At 70.2% G+C, this 25294-nt stretch carries 24 protein-coding genes and 1 pseudogene; 17 read left to right on the top strand and 8 right to left on the bottom strand.

Going from position 1 to position 25294, the window contains the following annotated elements; genetic code table 11:
* Positions 1 to 151 precede the first annotated feature (151 nt).
* Together ACYSUO_RS32680 and ACYSUO_RS32675 are read right to left on the bottom strand one after the other, a co-directional pair.
* Positions 152 to 865 (bottom strand): nitroreductase, encoded by a 714-nt coding sequence (locus ACYSUO_RS32680; RefSeq protein WP_461779826.1) that lies wholly within the window; start codon positions 863 to 865, stop codon positions 152 to 154.
* 259 nt (positions 866 to 1124) lie between these two features.
* Positions 1125 to 1724 (bottom strand): TetR/AcrR family transcriptional regulator, encoded by a 600-nt coding sequence (locus ACYSUO_RS32675; RefSeq protein WP_461779825.1) that lies wholly within the window; start codon positions 1722 to 1724, stop codon positions 1125 to 1127.
* Positions 1725 to 2224: 500 nt separating this feature from the next.
* Here ACYSUO_RS32675 and ACYSUO_RS32670 point away from each other — a divergent pair, with 500 nt between their 5' ends.
* Together ACYSUO_RS32670 and ACYSUO_RS32665 are read left to right on the top strand one after the other, a co-directional pair.
* The gene (locus tag ACYSUO_RS32670; RefSeq protein WP_461779824.1) at positions 2225 to 3019 is read left to right on the top strand and encodes a hypothetical protein; all 795 of its coding nucleotides are present in this window, start codon (positions 2225 to 2227) and stop codon (positions 3017 to 3019) included.
* Positions 3020 to 3077: 58 nt separating this feature from the next.
* A complete protein-coding gene (locus ACYSUO_RS32665; RefSeq protein ID WP_461779823.1) occupies positions 3078 to 3911 on the top strand; it encodes a hypothetical protein in 834 nt (277 codons plus the stop codon).
* 38 nt (positions 3912 to 3949) lie between these two features.
* Here the strand turns inward: ACYSUO_RS32665 and ACYSUO_RS32660 are convergent, their stop codons facing one another.
* Entirely contained in the window at positions 3950 to 4879 is a 930-nt protein-coding gene (locus ACYSUO_RS32660; protein ID WP_461779822.1) for a LysR family transcriptional regulator, read from the bottom strand.
* A 92-nt stretch (positions 4880 to 4971) separates the two neighbouring features.
* Between ACYSUO_RS32660 and ACYSUO_RS32655 the strand changes: the two genes are divergently transcribed.
* Positions 4972 to 5841: an alpha/beta fold hydrolase gene (locus ACYSUO_RS32655; RefSeq protein ID WP_461779821.1), complete on the top strand. Its 870-nt coding sequence runs from the start codon at positions 4972 to 4974 to the stop codon at positions 5839 to 5841.
* Here the strand turns inward: ACYSUO_RS32655 and ACYSUO_RS32650 are convergent.
* Positions 5762 to 8308, bottom strand: a complete 2547-nt coding sequence (locus tag ACYSUO_RS32650; RefSeq protein WP_461779820.1) for a protein kinase domain-containing protein — start codon at positions 8306 to 8308, stop codon at positions 5762 to 5764. The two genes, ACYSUO_RS32655 and ACYSUO_RS32650, sit on opposite strands and share 80 nt — an antisense overlap.
* A gap of 149 nt (positions 8309 to 8457) precedes the next feature.
* Positions 8458 to 9126 carry a Type 1 glutamine amidotransferase-like domain-containing protein gene (locus tag ACYSUO_RS32645; RefSeq protein ID WP_461779819.1) on the bottom strand — a complete coding sequence of 223 codons (669 nt, stop codon included), beginning with the start codon at positions 9124 to 9126 and terminating at the stop codon, positions 8458 to 8460.
* A gap of 149 nt (positions 9127 to 9275) precedes the next feature.
* On the opposite strand from ACYSUO_RS32645, the gene ACYSUO_RS32640 reads away from it, so the two are divergent.
* Complete coding sequence (locus ACYSUO_RS32640; RefSeq protein WP_461779818.1) at positions 9276 to 9524, top strand: SCO4226 family nickel-binding protein; 249 nt, start codon at positions 9276 to 9278, stop codon at positions 9522 to 9524.
* Positions 9525 to 9554: 30 nt separating this feature from the next.
* On the opposite strand, the pseudogene ACYSUO_RS32635 reads toward ACYSUO_RS32640, so the two are convergent.
* Positions 9555 to 9683 (bottom strand): annotated as a pseudogene (locus ACYSUO_RS32635) (helix-turn-helix domain-containing protein); the annotation flags it as partial.
* Positions 9684 to 9754: 71 nt separating this feature from the next.
* Between ACYSUO_RS32635 and ACYSUO_RS32630 the strand changes: the two are divergent.
* From ACYSUO_RS32630 to ACYSUO_RS32620, 3 genes are all read left to right on the top strand, one after another.
* Positions 9755 to 9934: a hypothetical protein gene (locus ACYSUO_RS32630; protein ID WP_461779817.1), complete on the top strand. Its 180-nt coding sequence runs from the start codon at positions 9755 to 9757 to the stop codon at positions 9932 to 9934.
* Positions 9931 to 10299 carry an MmcQ/YjbR family DNA-binding protein gene (locus ACYSUO_RS32625; RefSeq protein WP_461779816.1) on the top strand — a complete coding sequence of 123 codons (369 nt, stop codon included), beginning with the start codon at positions 9931 to 9933 and terminating at the stop codon, positions 10297 to 10299. Before ACYSUO_RS32630 ends, ACYSUO_RS32625 begins: the two co-directional genes overlap by 4 nt.
* 104 nt (positions 10300 to 10403) lie before the next feature.
* A complete protein-coding gene (locus ACYSUO_RS32620) occupies positions 10404 to 11738 on the top strand; it encodes a replication-associated recombination protein A (protein WP_461779815.1) in 1335 nt (444 codons plus the stop codon).
* Between the two features lie 63 nt (positions 11739 to 11801).
* On the opposite strand, the gene ACYSUO_RS32615 is transcribed toward ACYSUO_RS32620, so the two are convergent.
* The gene (locus tag ACYSUO_RS32615; protein WP_461779814.1) at positions 11802 to 12821 is read right to left on the bottom strand and encodes an SMP-30/gluconolactonase/LRE family protein; all 1020 of its coding nucleotides are present in this window, start codon (positions 12819 to 12821) and stop codon (positions 11802 to 11804) included.
* Between the two features lie 181 nt (positions 12822 to 13002).
* On the opposite strand from ACYSUO_RS32615, the gene ACYSUO_RS32610 reads away from it, so the two are divergent.
* Entirely contained in the window at positions 13003 to 13944 is a 942-nt protein-coding gene (locus tag ACYSUO_RS32610) for a helix-turn-helix transcriptional regulator (protein WP_461779813.1), read from the top strand.
* A gap of 49 nt (positions 13945 to 13993) precedes the next feature.
* Here the strand turns inward: ACYSUO_RS32610 and ACYSUO_RS32605 are convergent, their stop codons facing one another.
* Positions 13994 to 16210, bottom strand: a complete 2217-nt coding sequence (locus ACYSUO_RS32605) for an MMPL family transporter (RefSeq protein WP_461779812.1) — start codon at positions 16208 to 16210, stop codon at positions 13994 to 13996.
* Positions 16211 to 16331: 121 nt separating this feature from the next.
* Here ACYSUO_RS32605 and ACYSUO_RS32600 point away from each other — a divergent pair, with 121 nt between their 5' ends.
* From ACYSUO_RS32600 to ACYSUO_RS32560, 9 genes are all read left to right on the top strand, one after another.
* Positions 16332 to 17126, top strand: coding sequence for an AfsR/SARP family transcriptional regulator (locus tag ACYSUO_RS32600; protein ID WP_461779811.1), 795 nt, complete (start codon positions 16332 to 16334; stop codon positions 17124 to 17126).
* 101 nt (positions 17127 to 17227) lie between these two features.
* Positions 17228 to 17581 (top strand): helix-turn-helix domain-containing protein, encoded by a 354-nt coding sequence (locus tag ACYSUO_RS32595; RefSeq protein ID WP_461779810.1) that lies wholly within the window; start codon positions 17228 to 17230, stop codon positions 17579 to 17581.
* A 215-nt stretch (positions 17582 to 17796) separates the two neighbouring features.
* Positions 17797 to 18588 carry a class I SAM-dependent methyltransferase gene (locus ACYSUO_RS32590; protein ID WP_461779809.1) on the top strand — a complete coding sequence of 264 codons (792 nt, stop codon included), beginning with the start codon at positions 17797 to 17799 and terminating at the stop codon, positions 18586 to 18588.
* Between the two features lie 156 nt (positions 18589 to 18744).
* Positions 18745 to 19899 (top strand): ROK family transcriptional regulator, encoded by a 1155-nt coding sequence (locus ACYSUO_RS32585; protein ID WP_461779808.1) that lies wholly within the window; start codon positions 18745 to 18747, stop codon positions 19897 to 19899.
* Complete coding sequence (locus tag ACYSUO_RS32580) at positions 19896 to 20741, top strand: sugar phosphate isomerase/epimerase family protein (protein ID WP_461779807.1); 846 nt, start codon at positions 19896 to 19898, stop codon at positions 20739 to 20741. Before ACYSUO_RS32585 ends, ACYSUO_RS32580 begins: the two co-directional genes overlap by 4 nt.
* A 1-nt stretch (position 20742) precedes the next feature.
* Positions 20743 to 21798 carry a Gfo/Idh/MocA family protein gene (locus tag ACYSUO_RS32575; RefSeq protein ID WP_461779806.1) on the top strand — a complete coding sequence of 352 codons (1056 nt, stop codon included), beginning with the start codon at positions 20743 to 20745 and terminating at the stop codon, positions 21796 to 21798.
* Positions 21799 to 22053: 255 nt separating this feature from the next.
* A complete protein-coding gene (locus ACYSUO_RS32570) occupies positions 22054 to 23352 on the top strand; it encodes a sugar ABC transporter substrate-binding protein (RefSeq protein ID WP_461779805.1) in 1299 nt (432 codons plus the stop codon).
* Positions 23353 to 23437: 85 nt separating this feature from the next.
* Complete coding sequence (locus ACYSUO_RS32565) at positions 23438 to 24421, top strand: carbohydrate ABC transporter permease (RefSeq protein WP_461779804.1); 984 nt, start codon at positions 23438 to 23440, stop codon at positions 24419 to 24421.
* Positions 24422 to 24432: 11 nt separating this feature from the next.
* Entirely contained in the window at positions 24433 to 25269 is an 837-nt protein-coding gene (locus ACYSUO_RS32560; protein ID WP_461779829.1) for a carbohydrate ABC transporter permease, read from the top strand.
* The last annotated feature ends 25 nt before the right edge of the window (positions 25270 to 25294 follow it).

Below are 25294 nucleotides of genomic sequence, written 5' to 3'. Positions count from 1 at the left end.
GGGAGGGCGTTTCTGTACACCCCGCCCCCGCCGCCGCCGCACCCGGGCGCCTGGCCCCGGCCGGCGGGGGGGGGGCCGCGCCCCGGGGGGGGGGGTTGGGGGGGGGGGGGGGGGGGGCGGCGGGCCCCGCCCCCCCCCCGACCGGGAGACGCTACTGCTGGTCGAGGACGCCGGGGGTGTCGTGCAGGACGACGCTCTGCCCAAGCTCGACGCGTCCCATGTGGAAGCCGTTCACCGGTGCGGTCATGTCGGCCGTACCGAAGGAGATCCCGAACAGCAGCTTGAGCTCCTTGGGTACGTCCAGGAACTCGCGGACGGTGTCGGCGTACTGACCGAGCATGGTCTGCGGAATGCCGCCGAGGCGCCGGGCCGTCAGGGAGAGCAGGAAGTTCTGGGCGTACATGCCGATGTCACCGCCCACCCGGACCCCGTCACCGAACTCCGGCATGAAGAGGAAAGCGGCGTGCGGGGCGCCGAAGAACTCCAGGTTCTCGCGGGCGTGCGCCTGCCTTGCCGGCTGGTCCGAGCGGGATATTCCCACGGTCTGGTAGACGGTCGCGGCGTGCTCGTGTGCGCGGTCGATGTAGGCGCCCTCGCCGAAGTCGGCGTAGCTGAAGGAGAAGTCGGGGGAGAACCGCTCCTCCTCGTCGGCCTTGAGCAGTTCCTTGCTCAGCGCGTCGCGCGCCGCACCCGAGACGACGTGCACCGTCCACGGCTGGGTGTTGCAGTTCGACGGTGCGGCCTGGGCGTCTTCCAGAATGCCGCGGATCTCCGACGGGGAGATCGGGGTGGGCAGGAACTTCCGGACGGAGTACCGGGAGCGCAGGACGTCGGTGATGGGCGAAGGTGTGGCGGTGGCGGGCAAAGCAATTCCTTTCCGGTGTGGTCCGTGGCGGTGACCACACGTGAGTCTCACGGGGCGTTTGCAGGGGAGGGGGAGGGCGGGAGAGGGGACCGGATGCGGGCCGCACCGTTTGCTTTCACGGGGGTACGCCCCGTGCCCCGGGGCGTCGGCATCGGCGCCCTGACGGTTTGTCGCTTGGACCCGTGTGAGGAGAGCGCCGCCGCGGAAACGTCCGGCGGCGCAGGCGGGCGACTGCGGGGGAGAGGTGGCCGGCGGCGGCCTACCCCTCGTTGCCGTCCTGTTCGCGGTACCCGCTTTCGATGAGCGCGCGCAGGCGGTCGAGCGCCTGTTCATCGGCAGCGCCGTTGCCCTTGATCCAGGCGACGGAGACGGCCGAGAGGAACAGGTCGTAGCCCTTCACCGACGGGCGTGCGTGCCCCACGCGCTGCGCCGCCCGTACGTACTCATCGGTGGTGGTGATGAGGTCGTCACAGGGAAGGGTGAGCGGGTTGCCCGGCTCCTGCTCCCGGGCCGCGGCCATGAGAGGTTCCGGCAGCCCGCTGAAGGCGCTGAAGTACTCCTCCATCGCCCGCAGCCACTGCCGCAATGCCTCGGAGGCGTCGTCGAGTTGCGCGATGTCCGCACGGCGCGCCACCAGTTCCTCGGAACGCGTCAGCAGCACGGCCGCGAGCAGTGCCTCGCGGGTCGGGAAGTGCCGATACAGCGTGGCGGGCCCGACCCCGGCCTCCTTGGCCACCCCCTCCAGTGAGGCGCCGACACCGTCCCTCAGGAAGTGACGCTGCGCCGCCTCCAGCAGGGCCGCCCGGTTGCGCTGGACGTCCGCGCGGGGTTTGCGACCTTGCTGTCCCTCGACGCCCATACGTCCTCCTGCCTCATGCGATCCTGCGGCCCTACGGCGAAACGGAGGGTGACTCCGTTGAGACCGAGCCTAAAACGGAGGCGGCATCCGGTCAACTCCGTCGCAGGGTGGGGTCCGCGATCTCGGATGGGGCGTTGACGGAACCCGGGGTGCTTCGAGGCGGTCATGCGGGCTGCCGGATGACGGCCCGGATGCGGTGTCGGCAGAGATGCGCGCGGATCGCGCCCGGTCGGCGAGGACGAGTGCCGGTCGAGTCCGCGGCCTCCCAAGTCCCGTGATCAACTCTTGCAGTACCGCGGGTAGTTGGCCCGGTCGCGGCTTGGGCGGTGGTCTCGGCGGCGCCGGTGAGTAGACCCGTCTGGTCGACGATGCGGCGGCCGGACCCGCCCACTGTGAACGCCAGGGGCCGTACGCTGTAGCCGGTCACGACCACCGCGGTCACGGCTTGAGGCGGATCGTCCTGGCCGCTCTTCAAGGAGACGGCACTGAGGAGAATCATCGTGCGGCGGTCCCTACGGTCCACCCTGTCGGCGCTCGCCCGGACCGCGTTCCGCTGGTGTGCTGTCGACAAGGGCTCGGCGCTTGCCGCTTCTTTCGAAGAGAGCTGGGCCGGAACGCCGGATGTGGCGGAGATGCGCACCACCAAGAACAACACGCTGCCGTTCCTTGGCACGTCCACCGGCACTCTGACTGTCGAGGAAGGCACGTCGGCCGAGCGCGTGGCGCAGTTGGCAGGTGAGCTGCGGAAGTACCTCGTTCGGCGCGGCAAGGTCACCGGCCGGATCACGGCGAACGACATCACCTTCACCGTCGTCGCGGACGAGGGGCGCACGGGCGAGGTCCTGGCGCTCTGGCGGTCGCTGACGGCCGATGAGCAGGTGAAGCGCGCCGACATCCATGATGCGCCGTGGAGAGAGGCCACCGTCCGTTGGCGGATCGAGGTCACCGTGGTCGATGCCACCGGGGCGTTGACGGTGTTCAAGGACATGTTGACCGAGGGCGGCCGGCACCGGCCGCTCACCGGTGTGACGGTCTTGAGGGTCACCGGGCCGGGACTCTTTGTGGAGACCGACTTCCACGACGCCTTCCCTGCCGAGGCGATCGCCGCGTACGAGGCGGTTCTCGCTCAGCACTCCGTCGCCGGCGCGGCCCTGCGACGCGACGCCGTGTCCGGATCCGCCGCGACCATCGTCGTGGCAGACAGCGCTGACGTGGCCCATGCCGGAGAACTCGCCAGGAGCGCGGCGCCGAACCTCGGTGCCGCGGTCGAGGTGAGGGGCAGCACCCGTACATGAACGCGTCGGCCCGCAGGTGCGGGGGAGATTGTCAGTGGCGTGCCGTACAACGGTTCATATGGACAGGGAACTCGAAGCTCGCATCAACGAGATAGTGGGGCTGACCGGCGTCGACGCCGAAGGCGGCCCGAGCGTTGCGGAGCAGGCGGTGGTTCAAGAACGTACGCGTAGAACGCGGGTGCGCGCCTGCCAGGGCAAGAGCGAGTTTCTTGACCGTGAGAGTGCTGAGCTGCGGTTGAAGGAGATCCGTGAGCGTCCGAGGCACTCTGACGGGGTTCCGCAGCGGGTGTACGAATGCCCGCAGTGCGGGCGTTGGCACCTCTCCTCGCGCGCGGAGTGGACGGCGAAGCCGCCGAAGAAGCCGGCGCCCGAGCAGTCGGCCCCGTCGAAGGCCTCGTACCGCAAGCGCCGCGCTCGGGCCTTGCTGCGCGGTCGGGAGGCGCTCGTGGCGGCGCACATCGCGGAGGCCAGGGAGCAGCACGGAAGAGGCCCGTCGTGGGGCTACCTGCGTGAGCGCTTCGACTGGACCGCGGCGGAGCTCGCCGGTGTTCTCGAGTACCTCGCCCAACGCGGGGTGGTCACCTACACCGATACTCCGTACAGCCTGGAGCTCGGTGCTACGCCGTCGGAGGATTTGCCGCCCACGTCGACCGGCCTGTCCGCGCAAGATCAGCGGGAGGCTGTCGCCTGGGTCTCCACGTACGACCGGCGTGCCGGCGCGAACCCGACTGCTCGTCAGCTGCGGAGTGCCTTCCACTGGAGCGACGAAGAGTACCTGGGGCACCTGAGGAGCCTGGTCGATCTTGGCCTGCTGCGGTACGTCCCCGCGGACGGGACCGTGCATGTCGGGCAGGCCGCTCCTCGCGCATGGGCCGAGCGGTCGGACGGGTGAGCGGGCGATCCCGCCTACAGGTCGTCATCGGTGGGCGATCAGGGTGGGCCGAGCCGGTGGTCGAGCGCGGCACCGACGACGGGGCAGTTCTTGCGGATGACGTCGAGGAAGGCGTTCAGTGCCGGTGACTTGTCCCGGGCGCTGAAGGACAGGACCAGGTCGGGCAGCGGCGTGCGCGGGGTCACCTCGCAGAACCACGTGCCCCGCCGCGCGGCCGTCAGCATGCGAGAGGGGCCGAGGCCGACGCCCACCCCGCAGGCGGCGAGGCCGATGATGGTGTGGATGTCCCTCGCGACGGTCGCGCCTTCGAGCGCCGGGGAGTCCTTGCCCAACAGAGTCCGCAGCCCCCTGGCGACGGCGGGCTCGTCCTCTCCCGGTGCCACGATCAGCGGCTGACGCCGCAGCCGGTCCACGTCCACCGACGACTGGCCCGCGTACGGGTGCGTGCTGCTCACGACCGCGACCAGGTGGTCCTGCCCGATCGGGACCGACACCAACTGCTCGGCCCCGACGCCCGCTGGCCGGCCGAGGCCGATCGCCACGTCCAGTTCGCCGGCGACGAGCGCGGCTGTGCTGCGCCTGGTCGCCATCTCGTGCAGTTCCAGCCGCACGTCGGGCCGTTCGCGGCCGAACCGGCCGAGGACGTCCGGCAGGGGTTCGAGCAGAGCCGAGGCGATGAACCCCAGGCGCAGTCGTCCGGTCTCGCCGCGCGCTGCCCTGGCCGCGTCGACCGTGGCCGCTGTGATCTCGTCGAGCGCCTTGCGCGCCCGGGAGAGGAAGGCCGCGCCCGCGGCCGTCGGGAACACGCCCTGTCGGGTGCGATCGAACAGGCGGGCGCCCACTTCGCGTTCGAGGTCGGCGATCTGTTTGGACAGCGGAGGCTGCGCGATGCCCAGCGCACCGGCCGCCCGGCCGAAGTGTGCGTGCTCGGCGAGGGTCAGTGCGTACCGCAGGTGCCGCGCCTCCACGTCAGCCTCCCGGCCATATCTCGCATGTATCGTCGGCCAGCTTGTCAGATCTTTCGCTGGATGATCGGATCTGGGCCGCGTGGAATGCGCTCATGATTGCTTCTTCCTCCACCGACACCGACACCCGCACCGGTGCTGGCACCGTCTTCGTCTTCGTGCACGGCGCCTGGCACAGCTCCGGACAGTGGGCGGCGACGCAGCGCGCACTCGCCGGACACGGTGCCGCGAGCATGGCCGTCGACCTGCCGGGGCACGGCTTCGACGCGCCACTGCCCAGTGGATACCTCAAGGCGGGGCAGCCGGGCCTGCTGACCGAGAAGTCCGCGCTCGCCGGTGTGACGATGGAGGACTGCGCCAAGGCCGTACTGGACACGCTGCGCCAGGCCCGCCGCTACCGTCGTGTCGTGCTCGTCGCGCACAGCGCGGGCGGCGGCCCCGCGTCACTGGCCGCCGAGCGGGCACCTGAACTCGTCGACGAGATCGTCTACCTCTCGGCCTTCGTGCCGGCCGGGCGGCCGCGGTTCTTCGACTATCTCGGCTCGCCCGAGAACGCCACGGCGCGGGGCCAGAGTCTCAACCTCGGCGACCCCGGGGAACTGGGCGCCGTGCGGATCAACCCGCTCTCCCAGGACCCCACTTACGTCGAGGAACTGCGGCAGGCCCACTACCACGACACACCCCTGGACCGCTTCGACCGCTGGCGCTCGGCACTGAGCCCCGACCTGCCGCTGGCGATCCCCTCCACACCGGTCGCGGTGACAGCGCAACGTTGGGGGCGCATCCCGCGGACCTTCCTGCGTTGCGCGGACGACCGCGGGCTGCCGACGGCCACACAGGACCTGATGATCGCGGAAGCCGACCGGGCCATGCCCGGCAACCCGTTCACTGTGCGCACCCTCCCGGGCAGCCACAGCCCGTTCGCCGCCCGCCCCCGCGAACTCGCCGCGGCTCTGCTGCCGTGAGCGGCGAACGCCTCGTCCTGCCGGTGGTCCTCAGCGCCACCTTCGTACAGCTGCTCAACGCCGCGAGAACCTGTGGCCCGGCATGAGCCCGTTCCGCCCGGGCCCCGGCACGGCCGTGGCTGTGGGACACACCTCTCAGCCACGTCGAGGTCAGCTGGTGAGGCGGATGGCGCGCAGGGCTTCCTGAGGATCCAGGAAGGCGAGCACCCGGCCCGCGGCCACCGGGGGCGCTCTTGCGGATGCTCGCCGTGAATTCGCCCTTCCACACCGTGCGGCCGTCGGCGGAACGCAGGACGCGGACCGTTTGCCGGTGCTGGAACAGTCGGGCGGTGCGGGTGTGCCGGACCATCGTGTAGGCGCCTGCGGAGGCGATGTCGAGGTCCGCACCGCCCTCGGTCCGCCAGCGTTCCGTACCGTCGTCGGCGTCGAGACAGACGACGCCGTCGGGTGTGGGAAGGACGAAGCCGTCGGGCGTGGACACAGGGTCCGGATCGCGGTCCGCGGAGGCGGTGGCACCCTTGAAGGTCCACTTCTGTTTGCCGGTGCGGACGTCGACGACCGTGGGTCTGCTGCGCTCGCCCTTGAAGCGGGGGAGCAGGAGGGTGGTGCCGGCGAGCGGGGCCGCCGGGGGATCCTCCTCCTCGAGGCCGTCGCTGCCGGGGACGGTCGTGACCTTGGACAGGGGGATGCGCCACTTTTCCCGTCCCGTGCGGGCACCGAGCAGGACGAGATCGATGCGCTTCTTCTCGACCTTGTCGTGGAAAAGGACGGCATCACCCGTGCGCCGCGGTGCGCTGATGTGCTGCCCCAGCTCGGTGTACAGGTTCATGCCGGGCCGGTCCCACAACTGCTTTCCGGTCGGCCCGTCGAGTGCCGTCGAGCCCACCAGGGCCAGGTCTCCGATCGCCGTGATGGGGCCCGAATCGTCCACCTCTTGGGCCCAGCGTTCCTTGCCCGTACGTGTGTCGAAGGCGGTGACCGTCTGCCGGTCGGGGTCGCCGCTGCCGAAGAGCACCAGTCCGCTGCGGTCGAGGACGTGCAGGTCGTAGTCGTCCTTGTCGTACAGTTCCCGCTTCCAGCGGGGCCTGCCGGTGGCACCGTCGAGGACATACAGCATCGCGATCCGGTCCCGGGGCAGCTGCACCAACGCGAGCACGGTGTCGCCGTCGTCGACCGCGGCCGCCTGCGAGGCTCCGGCCAGGGGCCACTCGAGGCCCAGGTCCCGCTTCCACAGATGCTTGCCGCCTACGAGGTCGAACGCCTGGATCGCCGCGCCGTCGTGGGCTGGAACGAAGCAGCGGGTGCCGGACCGGATGGGCTGGTCCCAGCCCCCTCGGCGCGAGCCGAGGCCGTGCGACCAGGCGAACGCGTCGTGTCCGGGGTCGGCGGTGAGATAGACGCCCGCCGAAATGCCGACCGTGGCCACCGCGGCGAATCCGGCACCGCCCAGCAGAAGCCCACGGCGGCTCAACTCCGGGCGGCCGCTCGCCGCCGGGGTGCTGAGCCGCGTGGCCGTGACGGTGGCGGCGGCCTCAAGGGGTATGGCGGCGGGTCCGGCCTCCGGCTCGACCACGGTGGGCGGGTGTCCGGGGCGCGGGGCCGGCAGCGGTGTCGCGGGCGCGGCCTGCCCCTCGAGTTCGCGCAGCACGTCGCCGAGTTCGGTGGCCGAGCCGTACCGGCCCCCGGGGTCCTTCGCCAGCAGGCGCAGAATCAACGAGTCCCAGGCGGGGGAGAGGTCCGGCGCGACGCTGCTGGGCACCGGCGGCGCGTCATGGAGGTGCGCCGTCAGCAATCCGAGGGCGTCGGGTGCGGTGAACGGCAGCCTGCCGGTGCGCAGTTCGAACAGGACGCAGCCCAGCGCGTACAGGTCGCTGCTCTGCTCCGGGTAGCCGCGGGCCTGTTCGGGCGCCATGTAGGCGGCCGTCCCGATGACCAGTCCCGTGCGGGTCAGCCGGCCGTCGGTGGCCGAGGCGTCGGCGGCCCGGGCGATCCCGAAGTCGAGGACCTTGACCCGGCCCGATGCCGTGACGAAGAGATTGGCGGGCTTGATGTCACGGTGGAGCACACCGGCGGCGTGCGCCTCCGCGAGCGCCTCGCAGACCTGCGCGCCCCACCGTGCCGCCTGCGCCCCGCCGACCGGGCCCCGGCTGACGGCGGCCTCCAGGCCCTCGCCCCGCAGCAGCTCCATGACCAGGAACGGTGTGCTGCCCTCGGCAGTGACGGCCGTGCCGACGTCGTGCACGGTCACGATGTGCGGATGCTGCAGCGCGGCGGTGATCCGCGCCTCGCGCAGAAACCGGGCGCGCGCCTCGTCGGCGGTACTGCCGCCACCCGCGAGCATCGAGATCACCTTGACGGCGACCGGACGCCCCAGGACCTCGTCGCGGGCCTCCCACACTTCCCCCATCCCGCCCTGGCCCAGAGGCCCGACGAGCCGGTACCGGCCGGCCAGCATGCGATCCGCCACGCCTCAAGTCCCCCAGATTGCACCGCGGTTCCAGCAAAGTGATCGCAGCGTAGCCCCCTGGCGCGGGGCGTGTGTACGGCCAGGTGCAGTGCTCACCTCGGCACCTGCGCATCAGCGCGGCCCCGGGGCTCCTCACCGCGGGTATCTGGTCACGGATGGAACTTCCACCCGCCTTCTGAAATGACGTCCACCTTGCCGTCCCTGACGAGGACGGCCGTCTCGTCGTCGATGAAGTAGATCGGGAAGTCCGCCCGCGCGGCGATGCGTTCCGCCCAGGCGTCGTCCCGATCCGGGAAGTCCGGTGAGTTCAGGTGGGGCTTGAGGTACCAGTCGAAAAGGCCGAACGGCGGCTCCACGGTCGTCGCGCCGAGTGCGTGGAGGTCCGCGGTGTCCCCGATGACGTCGGCGGAGTGCCCGGTGAGATGACGGCTGAAGATCATTGATCCGGCGCTGAACCCCACATAGACCCGGCTCTCCAGCGCCTCCAGGAAGGCGTCGGCCAGGCCGTTGCCCGTGATGCTGCGCGCGAGGTGGTAATGGTTGCCGCCCGCAACGTAGATGACGTCGGCGTGGAGCAGCCGGTCGAGCACCAGCTGCCGGGGCAGGCCGTTCAGCTCCAGGATGTCGAACTCCTGCCAGCCGAGGGCGTACAGCCGGTTCAGGTCCGCGACGGACCACCCGTGGTCCCCGGACTCGGCGACGGACGCCGTGGGAACGTACACGACGTTCGCCGTTCCGAACGGCTTGCCCAGCATGTCCCGCAGCGCTTCCCGCTGCGTCTCGTTACGCAGGCCTGCCGCCGTCAACAGAAGGTTCATCGGGCGAGCCAAGCACGGCTCACGCGGACGGCGCAACGAAGGTCCTGTTCGCTTCCGGGGCGGTGGCGGAGGAGGATGGAGAGGACGGAGCCGGCCGGTGAGAAGCCAGACCTGACCGACGGGCCGAGTGAGAGAGGAGGTGTGACGTCATGTCGCAGTTCATGGACGTCCACCACGGAATGAAGGGCCTCACGGCCGACGATCTGATGAAGGCGCACCAGGCGGATCTCGCGATCGAAAAGGAAGAAGGCGTCCACTTCGAGAAGGCTTGGGCGGACCCGGATTCCGGCACGGTCTACTGCCTGTCCGAGGCTCCCTCGGCGGAGGCGGTCCAGCGCATCCACGAGCGGGCCGGCCACAAGGCCGACGAGATCCACGCGGTCCCGCTGACCGCGTGATCCCACGGGGCGCGGACGGGGTGCGCACACCTATCCGCGTGTTGCGTCCCTGGTCGCGAAGGCGGCCGGGGTGAGGCCGGTGCGGTCGCGGAAGAAACGGCCGAAGTTCGCGGCATCGGAGAATCCGAGGTGGGCGGCCACGGTCCGGGCGTCCCACCGCCGATTTTGTCGACTTCGGGGCAAGGATGGTGTGTGCCGCCGCGACCACCCCGTGAGGAGGACGACGCCCCATGACCATGAACAGACCGACCGTGCACAAGAGCGCCGTCGACTGCGCCGAGGCGCTCGGGGAACTCGTCACCGATTCCTACCGGCTGGTCGTCGCCCGGCTGCCCAGGGTCGAGCGGCCCGTCGGCCCGCACACCTACGGCATCACCGCGTACGGCATCCCCGCGCGGGCGGCCTCGTGAGCGCGGCGGGTGACCGGCTCCAGGACGCCGCCCGCCGGGCGGCCCTGGCCCTGCCCGGCGTCAGCCACGGATACCCCTTCACACCCGCACTGGACGTGTACAAGGTCGCGGGCAAGGTGTTCCTCATCGTCACCGACGACCCGGACGAGCAGATCGTCACGGTCAAGTGCGAACCGGAGCGCGCCCGCGCGCACGTGCACGCCCACGCGTCGATCGCACCGGGCCGCTACCTCGACAAACGCCACTGGATCTCGGTCGGTCCCGGCCCCGGCATCACCGAGCGACTGGTCACGGAGACGGTCGAGGACTCCTATGACCTGGTCGTCGAGCGGCTGCCGGGGCGCGACCGCCCCCGTGCCCGATGAGCACCGCGAGCGCGCCCGCGGGCTGCTGAGCCCGCGGCTGTCAGTGCCGCGTGCAAGGCTTGTTATGCCCGCCCGTACTCCTCCGCCCGCAACCCGAGAGACCGATGGAACCGACCCTGCCGCTGTTCGACGAGGAGCCCACCCGGCCGCTCGCCGACCGCCTGCGCCCCACCCGGCTGGACGAGGTCGTCGGACAGGACCACCTCCTGGCCCCGGACGCCCCACTGGGCCGCATGGTCGCCCAGCAGCGTCTCGGCTCCGCCATCCTGTGGGGGCCGCCCGGCGTCGGGAAGACGACCATCGCCCGGCTCCTCGCGGACGCCGCCAACCTGGCCTTCGAGCCGGTGTCGGCCACCTTCTCCGGCGTCGCCGAGCTGCGGAAGGTCTTCGCCGCGGCGCGCAGCCGGCGCACCATCGGCCAGAGCACCCTGCTGTTCGTCGACGAGATCCACCGCTTCAACCGCGCCCAGCAGGACAGTTTCCTGCCCTACGTCGAGGACGGCACGGTTGTCCTGATCGGTGCCACCACGGAGAACCCCAGCTTCGAACTCAACGGCGCCCTCCTCTCCCGGACCCAGGTCCTCGTCCTCAAACGCCTCGACGAAGCCGCACTGTCCACGCTCCTCGACCGCGCCGAGCACCTCACCGGCCACCGACTGCCCCTGGACGACGATGCCCGCCACGCCCTGATCGCCATGGCCGACGGCGACGGCCGCTACCTCCTCAACATGGCCGAACAGCTCCACGCCCTCCCCGAGACCGAGACCGGGACCGGGACCGAGGCCGGGACTTTGCTGGACACCGCCGCGCTCGCCCACCACATCCAGCAGCGCGCCCCGCTGTACGACAAGGCGCAGGAGGGCCACTACAACCTGATCTCCGCGCTGCACAAGTCGATGCGCGGCTCCGACCCGGACGCGGCCCTGTACTGGCTCGCCCGCATGCTCGACGGCGGCGAGGACCCCCTGTTCGTGGCCCGCCGCCTGGTCCGCTTCGCAAGCGAGGACATCGGTATCGCCGATCCGCACGCCCTCCAGCAGACGCTCGCCGCCTGGGACGTGTACGAGCGACTCGGTTCCCCCGAGGGCGAGTTGGCGATCGCCCAGGCCGTCGTCTACCTCGCCACCGCCCCCAAGTCCATCGCCGTCTACCGCGGCTTCAACGCCGCACACCGCGCCGCCCGGCGCACCGGTTCCCTCATGCCGCCCGCCCACATCCTCAACGCCCCGACCCGGCTGATGAAGAACCTCGGCTACGGCAAGGGCTACCAGTACGACCCCGACACCACGGACGGCTTCTCCGGAGCCGACTACTTCCCCGACGACATGGACCGCGAGACGTACTACGAGCCCACCCGCAACGGCTACGAAGCCCAGATCAACGAACGCCTGCGCCACTGGGCCGCCCTGCGCAGCCAACGCCGAAACCCCGAAGGCTGACGCCCGTTTCCACTCGTCGCCGCCGACCGCCGACACGCAGAGGCACGAAACGGACGGCTCTCGTCACACCGGTTCGGCGTCGGTCAGCGGGATGCTGGAGACCGTGAACGGCAGCACCTCCGGCGGCAGGCCCGCGATCCAGCGGTTGTACTGGCTGTTGACCACGATGATCCGGCCTCGGGCGATCGATGCCGAGCTGGGGTGGTGGAAGCCGCCGGGCGGGATGATGCGGGCGGTGTAGCGGCCCGCGGTCAGGTCGGCGGACATCTGGACGACGGCCACCTGCGGGGTGAGCCCCGGGGTGGCGTTGATGTTGCCCTGGACCACGTGCAGTTGGCCGTCACGCCAGACGAGTCCGTCGCCGTTGCGGAGCAGGTGACCACCGAGGTCGACTTCGCGTACGCCGCCGGTGTGGCGGTCGATGCGCCACAACTGGCCGGTGTTGCTGTTGACGGTCAGCAGATGGCGGCCCACGCAGACGATGCCGTTGAGATTGTGCTGCCCGTCGACCCAGTCGATGGGCGTGCGGGCGACATCGAGCCAGCGCTCCAGGCTCCAGCGGGCGCCGGAGCGGGTCACGCGGTAGATGACCGGGCGGAAGGAGTCGGTGGCGTAGGCGGTGCCGTCGGACGCGACGGTGATCTCGTTGACGAACCCGCCCTCCACGCCGTGCAGCAGGGCGAGCAGGGTGCCGCCGACCGTGTCGTACACGCGCAGCGTGCCGGTGTCCGCGCCTCCCACGAAGAGCCGGCCGGCGACGTCGACGGCCAGGCCGGAGGTGATGCTGCGGCCGTCGGTGCCATCGGGTGACCAGCGGCGCACCTGAGGCTTGGTGAGGTGGCCCCGGTAGAGGGTGCCGTCCTCGGCGCTGCCGACGTAGAGGTGACCGGTGCGTGGATCGGTGGTGCTGCCGGTGGGGAAGGCGCGGTCTCCAGGTACGACATAGCGGTCCGGGAGCACGGCGCCGCGGGCCGGACGCGCGGCGGCCGGTGAGGTCACGGCCAGGACCGCGGTGGCGGCCGTGGCGGCGGTGGCGGCCCCGGCGGACAGCACGGTCCGCCGGGACAGGGGCTGCTTCGTCATTCGCCCACTCCTCATGGGGATGCGCCGGTGGGCGCGGTGGTCGTGTGCCGCCATTGTCGGCAGGAGCGGGAGACGCTGTGGTCCCTCCGCTGTTCCCGGGTACGGACCTTCATGGGTACGGGCCTTCATGGGTACCGGCAGGGCCACCCTCACCGCGCCCGCTGGGGGAGAAGATGGCGCGATGAAGCGACGTACCGAGCTCGGAGAGTTCCTGCGTTCCCGCCGCGCCCGGCTGCGGCCCGAGGAGGTCGGCTTGGCCCCCGGCGGTGGCATCCGGCGGGTGCCCGGACTGCGCCGTGAGGAATTGGCCTACCTGGCCGGAATCAGCGTCGAGTACTACGTACGCCTTGAGCAGGGCCGCAATCCCGGTGTCTCCGATGCCGTACTGGACTCCGTCGCCCGGGTGTTGGGGCTGGACGAGGACGAGCGCAGCCACCTGCACCGCCTGGCCCGGCAGCCGGCCGGCGGGCCGCGCCAGGACCGGCCGCAGCAGGCCAGGCCGGGCCTGCGGCAGCTGCTGTACACCATCGGCGACGCGCCCGCGTTCGTCTTCGGGCGGCGCATGGACATCCTCGCCTGGAATCAGCTCGCGTGCGCGCTGATCACCGACTTCGGGGCACTGGCTCCGCATGAGCGCAACCTCGCCCGGCTGGTGCTTCTCGACGAGAGCGTGCTCCGGCTCTACCCGGACCGGGAGTTCGTCGTCAAGGACACGGTGGGCCACCTGCGCCTCGACGCCGGACGACACCCCGACGACCCGCAACTGGCCGCGCTCGTCGGTGAGTTGTCGCTCAAGAGTGAAGAGTTCCGCAAGCACTGGTCGATGCACACGGTCAAGAGCAAGTCGCACGGCTACAAGCGCTTCGAGCACCCGGTGGCGGGCGCGCTGACACTCCAGTACGAGACCCTGCACCTGCCCGACGACCGCGAGCAGTACCTGACCGTCTACACCGCGCGGCCGGGCACGGCGGACGCGGAGAGCCTGCGCATCCTGTCCAGTTGGTACGGCGACGGCACGCCTCGCGACCGCAGTTTGGAGCCCGGCCAGGTCCGGGCCCCCGGCACGGGCCAAGAGCGGGCGCAGGACACCGGCACCCGCTCCACCGGATCTGCCGAGTCCTGACTGCGCGAATTCGCTCCACCGCGTCGTTCCGTACCGAGAACCTGCCAGGTCATCGCCTCGTACTGAGTTCACGGGACGACGGTGGCGTGAAGTCCTCCGGTCCGCTCTGCGACAGCTCAGTTGAGGGCTTTCGCATGCGATCGTGCAGGCGGCGCAGCGGGCCCGGGGCCCACCAGTTGGCGCGGCCGGCCAGGCGCATGGTGACCGGGAGGAGGACGACGCGGATCAGCGTGGCGTCGACCAGGATCGTCAGGGCGGTGCCGATGCCGAGCTCCTTGAGGAAGAGCACGCCGCCCGACGCGTACGAGAGGAAGGACAGGGCGAGGATGCCGGCGGCCGCGGTGATCAGCGGGGCGGTCCGGCGGATGCCCTCCGCGACGGCCGGGCGGGTGCTGCCCGTGCGGTCGTACTCCTCCTTGATACGGGAGAGCAGGAACACCTCGTAGTCCATCGACAGGCCGTAGGCCACGCAGAACATCAGGACCGGGATGCTCGGTTCGATCGAGCCGGTCGCGGTGAAGCCGAGCAGGCCGGAGAGGTGGCCGTCCTGGAACACCCACACCAGGCAGCCGAACATGACGGACAGGCTGAGGAGGTTGAGGATCGTCGCCTTCAGCGGCAGCAGGATGCTCCCCGTCATCGCGAACAGCAGGAGGTACGTCGCTCCGAGGACGATTCCGGCGGCGAGCGGCAGTCGGTCCAGGAGGGTGGCGCGGAAGTCGGTGGTCTCGGCCGGGTAGCCGCCGACCAGGACGGACATGGTGGGTGGCTCCGTGGTGCGGATGCGGTCGACGAAGGACGGGACGTTGCCGTACATGGCCTGTTGGGTGGGGATCAGTGCGATGCGGGCGCGACCGTCGGGGGAGGTCAGGCCGGACTGGCCGGGTGCGCCGGTACGTTGCCCCTCGCGGTAGGAGCCGGTGGGGGCGTCCACCTGGAACGTGCCCGGGATGCGGGAGAGTTCGGCGGCGTACGAGGCGATGGCTTCGGGCTCGGGTGCGGCGCCCCGCAGGACGAGGTGGACGGTGTCGGTGGGCTCGGCCGGGAACGTGCGGTGGATGACCTCGGAGGTGGTGCGCGAGGAGGCGCCCTCCGGGAGGGTGCGCTCGTCGGGGAGACCGAAGCGCAGGCCGAGCAGGGGTGCGCCGGCGAGGAGCAGGATCGCCAGGACGCCGATCCCGGACGCCACCGGGCGGCGCATCGCGCCGAGCGCGGTGCGGTGCCACAGGCCGGAGTGGCGTACGGGGGAGCGGCGTTCGACCTTGTCGCCCCAGCGGGAGAGCGCGGCCGGCAGCAGGATCACGGCCCCGGCCAGCGCCGTCAGCACGACCAGCGCGCCCGCGTAGGCGAAGGAGCGCAGGAAGAAGAACGGGAAGACGAGCAGGGTGCTGAGCGAAGCGGCCACCGTGACGCCGCTGAACAGGACGGTACGGCCGGCCGTCACCGTCGCCCGCGCCACCGCCTCCTGTTGTGCGTGGCCGCCCGCCCGTTCCTCCCGGTAGCGGCTGATGACGAACAGGCTGTAATCGACGCCGAGTCCGAGGCCGAGCACGAGCGCGAGGTTGGCGGCGAACGTCGACACCTCGGTGAACTGGGCGATCACCCGCAGCCCGGCGAGCGTTCCGACCACCGCGAGGAGGCCGACGGCGACCGTGAGGAGGGCCGCCACCGTGCGCCGGTAGAGCAGGATCAGGAGCAGGGTGATCGCGGGCAGCGCGAACAGTTCGGCGCGCAGGAAGTCCGTCCGCGCCTGCTCGCCGACCTGCCGCGAGATCTCCTCCTGGCCGCCCACGCGGACGTCGACGGCGGAACCGGCTGTACGGGTCAACTGAGGTGACAGCTCGGCCAGTTGGTCGCGGGTGTCGGTGGCGCTGCCCTCCAGGCGGACGAGCAGCAGGCCGCGGCGGCCGTCGCTGTCGCGCAGGGCGGGGCTGTCCGCCTGCCAGTAGGAAGTGGTGTCGGTGACGTTCGGGACCTTCTCGACCTCGCGTTGCAGCTGGTTCGCCGCCCGGCGGGTCGCGGCGCTGTCGACGTCGCCGTCGCGGGCGGTGACGAGCAGGGCGACGTTGGGGTTCCCGGTGCCGAACTCCTCGCGCAGCACCTCCCCGGCCCGGACGGACTCGGTCCCCGGTGAGTTCCACCGCGACAGATCGAGCTCCGCGAGCCCGCCCGCGCCGTACCCGGCAAGCCCCAGGAAGGCCAGCAGCGAGACGACGAGGACGGTGCGGGCTCGGTGTACGGCAAGCCGGGCCAGAGCGGTGAGCATGGTGAACTGCCTTTCCCAGGGCGGGTGTTCCGTGACCGTCAGGCTCGACGTCACCGCTGACCGAGCGCTGGAACGCCCGCTGGAACAACCGCTGGAACGCCGCCCGGGCTACGCTCGCCCCATGGGTGAGGGGGCGGACGTGAAGGTCGAGCGGGTGTTGAGGTTCGAAATGCTGGGCCCGGTAAGGGTGTTGGGGGCGGACGGGCAGGAGGTGTCGCTGGGCCCGCCGCAACAGCGGGCCGTCCTGGCCGTCCTGCTCCTCCAGGAAGGGCGCTCGATCTCGTACGACGCTCTGGTCGACGCCGTCTGGGGCAGTCAACCACCGCGCCACGTACGGAACTTGGTGCAGAAGTACGTATCCGGACTGCGCCGCTGCCTCGGCGATGCGGTCGACCTGGCCTGGACCGGCGGGGGATACCGGCTGACCGGCGCGCGCATCGACGATCTGGGCGAGCGACGCTCCCTGGTGGACCGGGCCATCGCGGCCCGGGACGCCGGCGACCTGCCTACGGCCGCCGAACTCATCCAGCACGCCGAGGAGTTGTGGCGTGGCGACTTCGCCGAGGGCCTGCGCGCTCCTTACCTGGAGGCCGAACGCCAGCGCTGGGCGGAGAAGCGCGTGACCGTACAGGAAGAACGACTGGCCGGCGAGATCGCCCACGGCCGCTCCTTCGAGCAGGTCCACGAACTGATCCGGCTCATCGCCGCGCACCCGCTGCGCGAGCGCCCGGTGGAACTGCTGATGCTCGCCCTCTACCGCACCGGCCGCTCCTCCGAAGCCCTCGCCGCCTACGAGTCGACCCGACACCGCCTCGCCGAAGCCCTGGGCGCGGACCCGGGCCCGACACTGCGCGCCCTGCACGCGCGCATCCTGCGACAGGACGAGGATCTGCTGGCGGGGGTCGGCGTGCGGTGAGTCGCTGAGCCCTTGACGTTCGTGCCGCCGGAGCCGATCTCGCCGCTGCCAGGGCCGAGCTCACCGACCTCACCGGAGCGGGGTACCCGCTCGATCCACGCGTGGCCCACGCGGTCCGCGAGTGCACCAGCACCGATCCTCGCGCCGACATCGAGGCCATTGCCGCCGATGTCGGGCTTTCGCCGCCCCGCATGCGAGCCCTCGTCCGTGCGTCCGTCGGAATCCCGCTCGTGCGGCTGCGCCAGTGGTCACGACTGCGTGCGGCCATCGCCGGCCTGCCTGGTGAATCGGTGGCCGCAGCCGCGGCCTCCGCGGGCTTCTCCGACCAGGCTCACCTGGCCCGCACAGCGCGAAGGCTCATCGGGCGCGCACCTGCCTCCATCGCGCGGACGGGCGGCAGCGCAGGCATGACGATCTGGCCGAGCTTCCCCGGCCCCGCCGCGGGGACGCCGTGACGTACACCGTCACCGTCCACGTACCACCGGTCATACGACGCCATCATCTACGGCCTGCACGCCCTGCCCGTGACCTGGTGACGGGCCGAGCGGCCTGCCGGCGGATGCCGCCCTGTCCGCAATTGCGTTGAGTCCGCACCCTGCCATCGTGTTGGCTTGTGGCACTGAACCGTCAGTACCGCAGGTGTTCGCTTGGCCGTAGCGGGGAGTTGAACGTGCACGACATGGGTGTCGACCCCGTGGCCCACAATCGGGCCGCCTGGGACAAGTGTGTCCAGGACGGCAACGAGTGGTCGAGGCCGGTGAGTGCTGAGGATGTCGAGCGCGCCCGCACCGGGGACTGGTCGATTGTTCTCATCGGACGTGAGCCGGTCGACCGCTCCTGGCTGCCGACCGACCTGACCGGCAAGGACGTGTTGTGCCTGGCCTCCGGTGGCGGTCAGCAGGGTCCGATCCTCGCCGCCGCAGGGGCGCGGGTCACCGTATTCGACAACTCGCCCCGCCAGCTCGGCCAGGACCGGATGGTGGCGGCGCGCGACGGGCTCGAACTGCGTACCGTCCTGGGCGACATGAGCGACCTCGGCGCCTTCGGCGACGCGACGTTCGACGTCGTGTTCCATCCGGTCTCCAACCTGTTCGTACCGGACCTGGCACCGGTGTGGCGTGAGTGCTTCCGCGTCCTGCGGCCGGGTGGAAGCCTGCTCGTGGGCTTCCTCAACCCTGATGCGTACTTGTTCGACCATGAGGCGCTCGACGAGCGCGGCGAGCTGATCGTCGTACACAAGCTGCCCTACAGCGACGTCACGCAGTACTCCGCCGAGGAGCGCGCCACGAAGTTCGGCGCGGACGCACCTCTTGAGTACAGCCACACCCTCGCCGACCAGATCGGCGGGCAACTCGCCGCGGGGTTCGTCGTCACCGGCTTCGCGGAAGCGCCGCACCAATCCAACGCGTCCGCCCAGTACATGTCGAACTATTTCGCGACGCTGGCGGTCAAGCCGGGCTGAGCCGGCCGTCAGCGACCCGCCCCATCCTTGTCTTCACCCACCGCTGCTTGCCTCCGCTCGCCCATGCCTCGGCTCACCCTTGTCCACGCCCACCCATTCCGATACCGTATTTATTAAAGCCGGTTTCCATAAAGAGGATGGGGGATGGGCGCCGCGATGGACACTGCACGGGAGGCCGTTCAGGCGGAGCGGGCGGCGAACCAGGTCGCGTGTCTGGGAGTGTTGGCCGAGGCCGACGAGGCGTGCACGATCGGCGTGATCAGTGAGGCCACCGGCCTGTCGCGGCCGACGGTGGGTGCCGTTCTCGACGACCTCGTCGATCTCGGGAACGTCGAGGGCGTCAGCGCCGCGACGGCGGGGCCCGGCCGACCGGCCCGTGCCTTCCGGTTCGCGCGTGAGGGCGGTCTTGTCGCCGGAGTCGACCTGGGGCCCCGAGGGGCGCGCGCGATCATCTGTGACCTGTCCGGCCGCCGGGCGGGCTACGCGGAAGCGGCTCCCGACGAGCACGCCGATCTCGCGTTGATTTCGCGCGCGCTCGACGCCGCGGCCGGTTCGCTCGACCTCGCACGGCTGCGCGCGGTCGGTGTCGCACTGCCCGGTGTCGTCGAGACGGACGGGCGGCTGCGTGCCAGTCTCGCGATGCCCGACCTGGTCGGTCTGCCGGTCGCGGAGTTGCTGGCGAAGGACCTCGGCCGGCCCGTGGTCGTGGACAACGACATCAAGCTGGCCGGCCTCGCGGAGCAGCGCGGGGGCGCGGGACGCGGGTACTCCGATGTCGTCTATCTGCAGATCGGTCACCGGCTGTCCGTGTCGATCGTGCTGGACGGTTCGATCCGGCAGGGCAGCCATCGCCTCGCGGGCGAACTCGGCGCGCAGCGCGGCATGCGCTGGACGCGGAACGCGCGGCGCGGGCAGTTGGTCTGGTCGTCGCGCCCGACGAGCGCGCAGGTGCTGAGCGCCGCCGCCGCGGGCGACGCCGACGCACAGGCCGAGGTCGAGGACTTCTGCGCGCAGATCGCCGCGCGGGTCGCGACCGTGCTGCTGGTGGTCGACCCCGAGGTCGTGGTCGTACGGGGCGGCGCGGCGAAGGACGTCGGAGCGCTGCTGCGGCCGCTCGAGGCCGCCATCGAGAAGGAGTTGGTCTTTCCCGAGCGGCCGTCGTTCGTCGCGTCCGGCCTGGGGCGCGAGGCGGTGGTGCTCGGTGCCGTGGGCAACGCGTTCGACCAGTGCGGTTCGGAGATCTACGGAGTCCACGGCTATCCCAGCCCGTGGGCCCGCATCACACACGACGTGGAGGGGATCACCAAGTGAAGCTCGGAGTCAGTTCGTACTGCTTCCGCCAGCTCCTGGGCAGCGGCGAGATGGACCTGATCGGCGTGCTGGACTGGGTCGCGGCCTCGCGGGCCGGGCACATCGAGATCGCCGCCACGGACGGGGCGTACTACCTGGAGAACGAACGCGTCGTACGTGACACGGCGAAGCACGCCGAGGAAGTCGGCGTACCGATCGTCAATTACCTGGTGAGTGGCGATCTGAGGGAGGGAGACGGCGAGGAAGTCGACCGGCTGCGGCGGCAGTTGGACGTCGCGCAGCGCTTCGGCGCCGGGATCTTCCGGCACGACGTCGCGCCGTGGGCATGGCGCGAGCGGGACCCGGGGGAGTTCGAGTCGACCTTCGAGAAGGTCGTCGAGGGCTGCCGCGCGGTCGCCGACCATGCGGCGGAGCTCGGCATGGTGTCGACCATCGAGAACCACGGCTTTTTCATGAACGGCAGCGACCGTCTTGCCCGGCTCGTGCACGCCGTGGACCGTCCGAACTTCCGCGTCACGCTCGACCTCGGCAACGGCCTGTGCGTCGGCGAGGTGCCGGGGAAGACCGCCGCCGGCCTGATCGACGTGGCGGCGTCCATCGGCGTGAAGGACTTCCACATCCGCCGCTCCGCGGGGGAGGGCTGGCTGAAGACGCTCGCCGACGACTACCTCCTCGGCACCGTCTCGGGCCACGGCGACGTCGATCTGCCCGGCCTGCTTGCCCTGGTCGCCACGAAGCCCGACGTGCCGGTGAGCCTGGAGTTCGAGGGCATGGAAGCGCCACTGCCCGCCATCGAGCACTCCCTTGCGAACATTCTTCGACTGACGGAAGGCGTGGCCTGACATGACGACCCGTATCGCTGTGATCGGCCTCGGGGCCATCGCCACCGAGCACTTGAGCGCCTACCAGAAGAACGACCAGGCCGAGCTGGTCGCCGTGTGCGACATCGACCCGGAGCGGGCCAAGGCCAGGGCCGAGCAGTTCGACGTGGAGCGGGCCACGACCGACGTCACGGAGATCCTCTCCGACCCGGACGTGGACGCCGTGAGCGTCTGCGTGCCCAACACCCTGCATGCCCCCATCGCCGAGGCGGCGCTGCAGGCCGGGAAGAACGTACTGGTCGAGAAGCCGATGACGGTCACCGTCGCCGAGGCCGAGTCACTGGTCCGGGCCGTCGAGGAGACCGGGCAGGCGCTGCAGATCGGCTACGTACGGCGGTTCGCGCCCAACGCGCTGGTGGCGAAGCGGTTCCTGGACGCGGGCGAGTTCGGTGACATCTACGCCGCCCGAGCCACGCTGCTGCGGGCCGCCGGGAACCCGGGTGGGTGGTTCGGCGATGTGGAGGTGTCGGGCGGCGGTCCGTTGATCGACCTGGGCGTCCACATCATCGACCTGTGTTGGTACCTGATGGGCGGGCCGAAGGCGGTGTCCGCGTCCGGTGTCACGTTTGCGCCGCTGGGGGCGCGGGACAACATCCAGAACCTCCGCAGGTACCGTGCCGCATCGGCGGCCCGGCCCAACACCGTGGAGGACTACGTCACCGCGCAGATCCGCTTCGAGGACGGTCAGGTGCTCGATGTGGACACGTCGTACTCGCTGCACGCGCGCAACGAGATCAGTGTGCGCATCCACGGTGACAAGGGCGGCGCGGAGATCGAGCCCGAACTGCTGATGGTCACCGAGCGGCACGACACCCTCCTGCATGTGCAGCCGCAGATCGACTCGCTCGGTTTTGACTTCAAGATGGGGTTCGCGAACCAGATCGACCACTTCCTGCGGATCTGCCGGGGCGAGATACCGGCCGACGCCACCGCGGAACAGGGCCTGGAAATGGCCCGCATGCTGAGTGCCATCTACGCGTCGGCGAAGAGCGGCGCCGAGGTGAAGATCGAGCGCTGACCCGGCCGGTTCAGTTGCCCGGGATCGGACCGTCCCGGGCAACTGGCATGCCGTCGCCGCTCCTTCGCCGTTCCTTGGCCGCCGCCCGGAACCGACCCCACCACTTGTACCTGCTGCACGGTCTGCAACGCGGATCACAGTTCAGTCGCCACTTCCAAAAGGGTCTAGACCTCCTGATGAGAACGTGGTGAGAATCTGCGTGCTCACGGGCAACATCACTTCCCTGCTGTACTGCTGTAAGAGGAGCCACCACCCATGAACCGACGCGTCATCCCAGCCACCAGCACCGCCCTGGCACTCGGGCTCACCGCCACCGCCTGTGGAGGGGGCGGCTCGGAGGCCGACGGCGGGACCGACGGCAAGGGCAAGACGCTCACCGTGTGGGTCATGGAGGGGACCAACCCCGACGCGAAGCCCTTCTTCAAGGAGGCCGCCGCCGCCTTCGAGGAGAAGACCGGCGCCAAGATCAAGGTCGAGTACCAGCAATGGGCCAGCGCCCAGCGGAAGTTCACCACCGCGATCGAGGGCGGTGCCGACCAGGTGCCCGACGTCGCGGAGGTCGGCACCACCTGGGTTCCCGGCTTCGCCGACAAGGGCGCGCTCGTCGACGTCTCCAAGGAGGTCGAGAAGGCCGGCCTGACCGACGACCTCGTTCCCGCCCTCAAGGACGCGGGCACCCTGGACGGCAAGCAGTACGGCATGCCCTGGTACGCGGGAGTCCGCTCGGTCGTCTACCGCAAGGACATCTTCGCGAAGCACGACATCAAGCCCCCGACCAACTGGAAGGAGCTGCGCTCGGCCGCCAAGACCCTGAAGAAGGACGAACCGAAGATGCTCGCCTTCCCCGTCGCCGGCGGCGCGGAGATGTTCGCAACTCCCTTCATCTGGGGCGCGGGTGGCCGGCTCGCCGTGGAGAAGGGCGGCAAGTGGCAGTCGGCCATCAACTCGAAGAAGGCCGTCGAGGGCATCACCGCCTACACCGACCTCGCCCTCAAGGACAAGGTGTCCCCGGCCAAGGTCAACACCTGGACCGAGAAGGAGGTCGGCGACGCCTGGAACAAGGGCGAGGTCGCGATGTCCCTCTCCGGCAACTGGACCCCGAAGGCCTTCGCCGAGGCCAACCCCGACCTCAAGGGCAAGCTCGGCGCCATCCCGATCCCCGGCCAGAACGGTGGCATGGCCCCGTCGTTCCTCGGTGGCTCCTACCTCTCCGCGTTCAAGACGGACAAGCAGGCGCTGTCGTGGGAGTTCATCAAGCTCCTCACCACCGGCAAGTTCGCCAAGAAGTGGGCCGAGCAGAGCAGTTACCTGCCGCCCACCAACACCGACCTCGACAAGATGCCCGACAAGGACAGCGAGCTGGTCAAGCCGTTCGTCAAGCAGTTCAAGGACGGCGGCGCGAGCGTGCCCAAGGCCAAGTCGTACACCGAGATCCAGGCCACCCAGGTCATCCCGAAGATGGTCCAGTCGATCCTGGCCGGCAAGGCCACGCCGCAGCAGGCGGCCGACAAGGCGGCCAAGGAAATGGACGCCATCTTCGCGCAGAGCGAGTGACACTCACGGTCGTACGGCCGAGCGGTGAGTCACTCCGGCGCCGTACTCCTCAAGCCTCCCCGCACATCCGACCATTGAGAGCTCCATGAACCGCACTCTCGTCACCGGGACCGTGGATGCCCCGGAGCGCCAGGGCAGCCGGCCGTCCGTGCCCTCGCCCGAGTCCGAACGTCTGCTGAGGCGCAAGCGCCGGACCGCCCTCACCCGGCCCTGGCTGCTGCTCGCCCCCTCCCTCGTCGTCCTCGCGGGACTGCTGCTCTGGCCGATGATCCAGGTCGGGATCCTGTCGCTGCAGGACTACGAGGTGAAGTTCGGCGGCGGCGTCGCCACCTTCACCGGCTTCGACCACTACGTCGAACTCCTCAGCGGCGATCTGCTCTGGAAGACGGTGCTGCCCAACACCGCGTTCTTCGCGGTGGCCTGTGTCGGCCTGACGGTGGTGCTCGGCACCGCGATCGCGCTGCTCCTGAACAGGCTCGGCCCGGTCTGGCGGACCATCTGCTCCACCGCGATCATGGCTGCCTGGGCGATGCCCGCGGTGACCGGTACCTATGTGTGGATCTGGCTCTTCCAGCCGGGCGACGGCCTGTTCAGCGCTCTGGTGGGCGGCTCCGACTCCAGCAACTGGTTCACCGACCGCCTCTCCTTCTACGCCATCGGGACCCTCAACGTGGTCCACCACGGCTTCCCGTTCGTCGCGATCACCGTCTTCGCCGGACTCCTGACCATCCCCAAGGAGCTCTACGAAGCGGCGATGCTGGACGGCGCGAACGCCTGGCAGCGGTTCTGGAAGGTCACCGTCCCCGCCATCAAGCCGGTGTTCCTCGTGGTGACGATCCTGTCGACCATCTGGGACTTCAAGGTCTTCACGCAGATCTTCCTGATGCCCGGAGGCCAGGGCCAGAACGAGCAGGTCGAGAACCTCGGCGTCTACTCGTACCTCGAAGCCTTCGCCAAGGAGGACTATGGGATGGGCGCCGCCGCGGCGGTCCTGCTCACCCTCCTGCTTCTCGTGATCACCATCATCTACATCCGCACCCTGTTCAGGCAGGGGGAGGAGGACCTGTGAGCACCACCGACATGCCCGCCACGACACGGTCCTCCCTCGGCTCCAAGGTCGGTCTGCCGGCGGCCGTCGCGGCGCTCCTGATCTTCACCCTCTTCCCGGTCTACTGGATGGTCTCGACGGCTCTGGACCCCAGCGCCCAGAGCCGCGGAGCGAACCTCCTCCCCAGCGGCTTCACCTTCGAAAACTTCAGTACGGTCTTCGAGCGCGGCAACTTCGGTACGTACTTGCTGAATTCGGCCGTCGTCGGCCTGGGCACGGTCGTGGTCTCGGCGGCCCTCGCGCTGTTCGCGGCTGTCGCGGTCGCCCGCTTCAAGTTCAAGTTCCGCACATCCGTGCTGGTCATGGTCCTGATCGTGCAGATGGTGCCGCTCGAGGCGCTCGTCATCCCGCTGTTCATCCAGATGCGCGACTACGACCTGCTCAACAGCCTCCTCGGCCTGACCATCGTCTACACCGCGCTGTCGCTGCCCTTCGCCATCTGGACCCTGCGCGGCTTCGTGCAGACCGTGCCGAAGGACATCGAAGAGGCGGCGTACATCGACGGCTGCTCCTGGTGGCGGATGTTCCGCTCCGTACTGCTTCCGCTGGTCGCGCCCGGGCTCGTCGCCACGTCGATCTTCGCATTCATCACCGCGTGGAACGAGTTCGTCTTCGCGTACACGTTCATGAAGAGCAGCGACAAGTACACCGCCGCGGTCGGCATCTTCCAGTTCTTCGGCGAGAACACCACCAGCTGGGGCCCGGTCATGGCCAGCTCCACGCTGGTCACGGTGCCGGTCCTGATCTTCTTCGTGGCGGTCCAGCACCGACTCGCCTCCGGGCTCGCGGCGGGAGCGGTCAAGGGCTGACCCGGTCGTCGGCGCCGGGGCCGGC

Source organism: Streptomyces sp. UC4497, from assembly GCF_054871485.1.
The sequence above is the reverse complement of the archived record's forward strand: the minus strand, read 5'-3'. Positions and strand labels throughout refer to the sequence as shown.

Coding starts and splice junctions, on each gene's coding strand:
- ACYSUO_RS32675 (WP_461779825.1), bottom strand. CDS start 1,724: ATGGGCGTCGAGGGACAGCAAGGTCGCAAACCCCGCGCGGACGTCCAG.
- ACYSUO_RS32665 (WP_461779823.1), top strand. CDS start 3,078: ATGGACAGGGAACTCGAAGCTCGCATCAACGAGATAGTGGGGCTGACC.
- ACYSUO_RS32655 (WP_461779821.1), top strand. CDS start 4,972: ATGATTGCTTCTTCCTCCACCGACACCGACACCCGCACCGGTGCTGGC.
- ACYSUO_RS32645 (WP_461779819.1), bottom strand. CDS start 9,126: ATGAACCTTCTGTTGACGGCGGCAGGCCTGCGTAACGAGACGCAGCGG.
- ACYSUO_RS32640 (WP_461779818.1), top strand. CDS start 9,276: ATGTCGCAGTTCATGGACGTCCACCACGGAATGAAGGGCCTCACGGCC.
- ACYSUO_RS32630 (WP_461779817.1), top strand. CDS start 9,755: ATGACCATGAACAGACCGACCGTGCACAAGAGCGCCGTCGACTGCGCC.
- ACYSUO_RS32620 (WP_461779815.1), top strand. CDS start 10,404: ATGGAACCGACCCTGCCGCTGTTCGACGAGGAGCCCACCCGGCCGCTC.
- ACYSUO_RS32615 (WP_461779814.1), bottom strand. CDS start 12,821: ATGACGAAGCAGCCCCTGTCCCGGCGGACCGTGCTGTCCGCCGGGGCC.
- ACYSUO_RS32610 (WP_461779813.1), top strand. CDS start 13,003: ATGAAGCGACGTACCGAGCTCGGAGAGTTCCTGCGTTCCCGCCGCGCC.
- ACYSUO_RS32605 (WP_461779812.1), bottom strand. CDS start 16,210: ATGCTCACCGCTCTGGCCCGGCTTGCCGTACACCGAGCCCGCACCGTC.
- ACYSUO_RS32600 (WP_461779811.1), top strand. CDS start 16,332: ATGGGTGAGGGGGCGGACGTGAAGGTCGAGCGGGTGTTGAGGTTCGAA.
- ACYSUO_RS32585 (WP_461779808.1), top strand. CDS start 18,745: ATGGACACTGCACGGGAGGCCGTTCAGGCGGAGCGGGCGGCGAACCAG.
- ACYSUO_RS32575 (WP_461779806.1), top strand. CDS start 20,743: ATGACGACCCGTATCGCTGTGATCGGCCTCGGGGCCATCGCCACCGAG.
- ACYSUO_RS32570 (WP_461779805.1), top strand. CDS start 22,054: ATGAACCGACGCGTCATCCCAGCCACCAGCACCGCCCTGGCACTCGGG.
- ACYSUO_RS32565 (WP_461779804.1), top strand. CDS start 23,438: ATGAACCGCACTCTCGTCACCGGGACCGTGGATGCCCCGGAGCGCCAG.
- ACYSUO_RS32560 (WP_461779829.1), top strand. CDS start 24,433: ATGCCCGCCACGACACGGTCCTCCCTCGGCTCCAAGGTCGGTCTGCCG.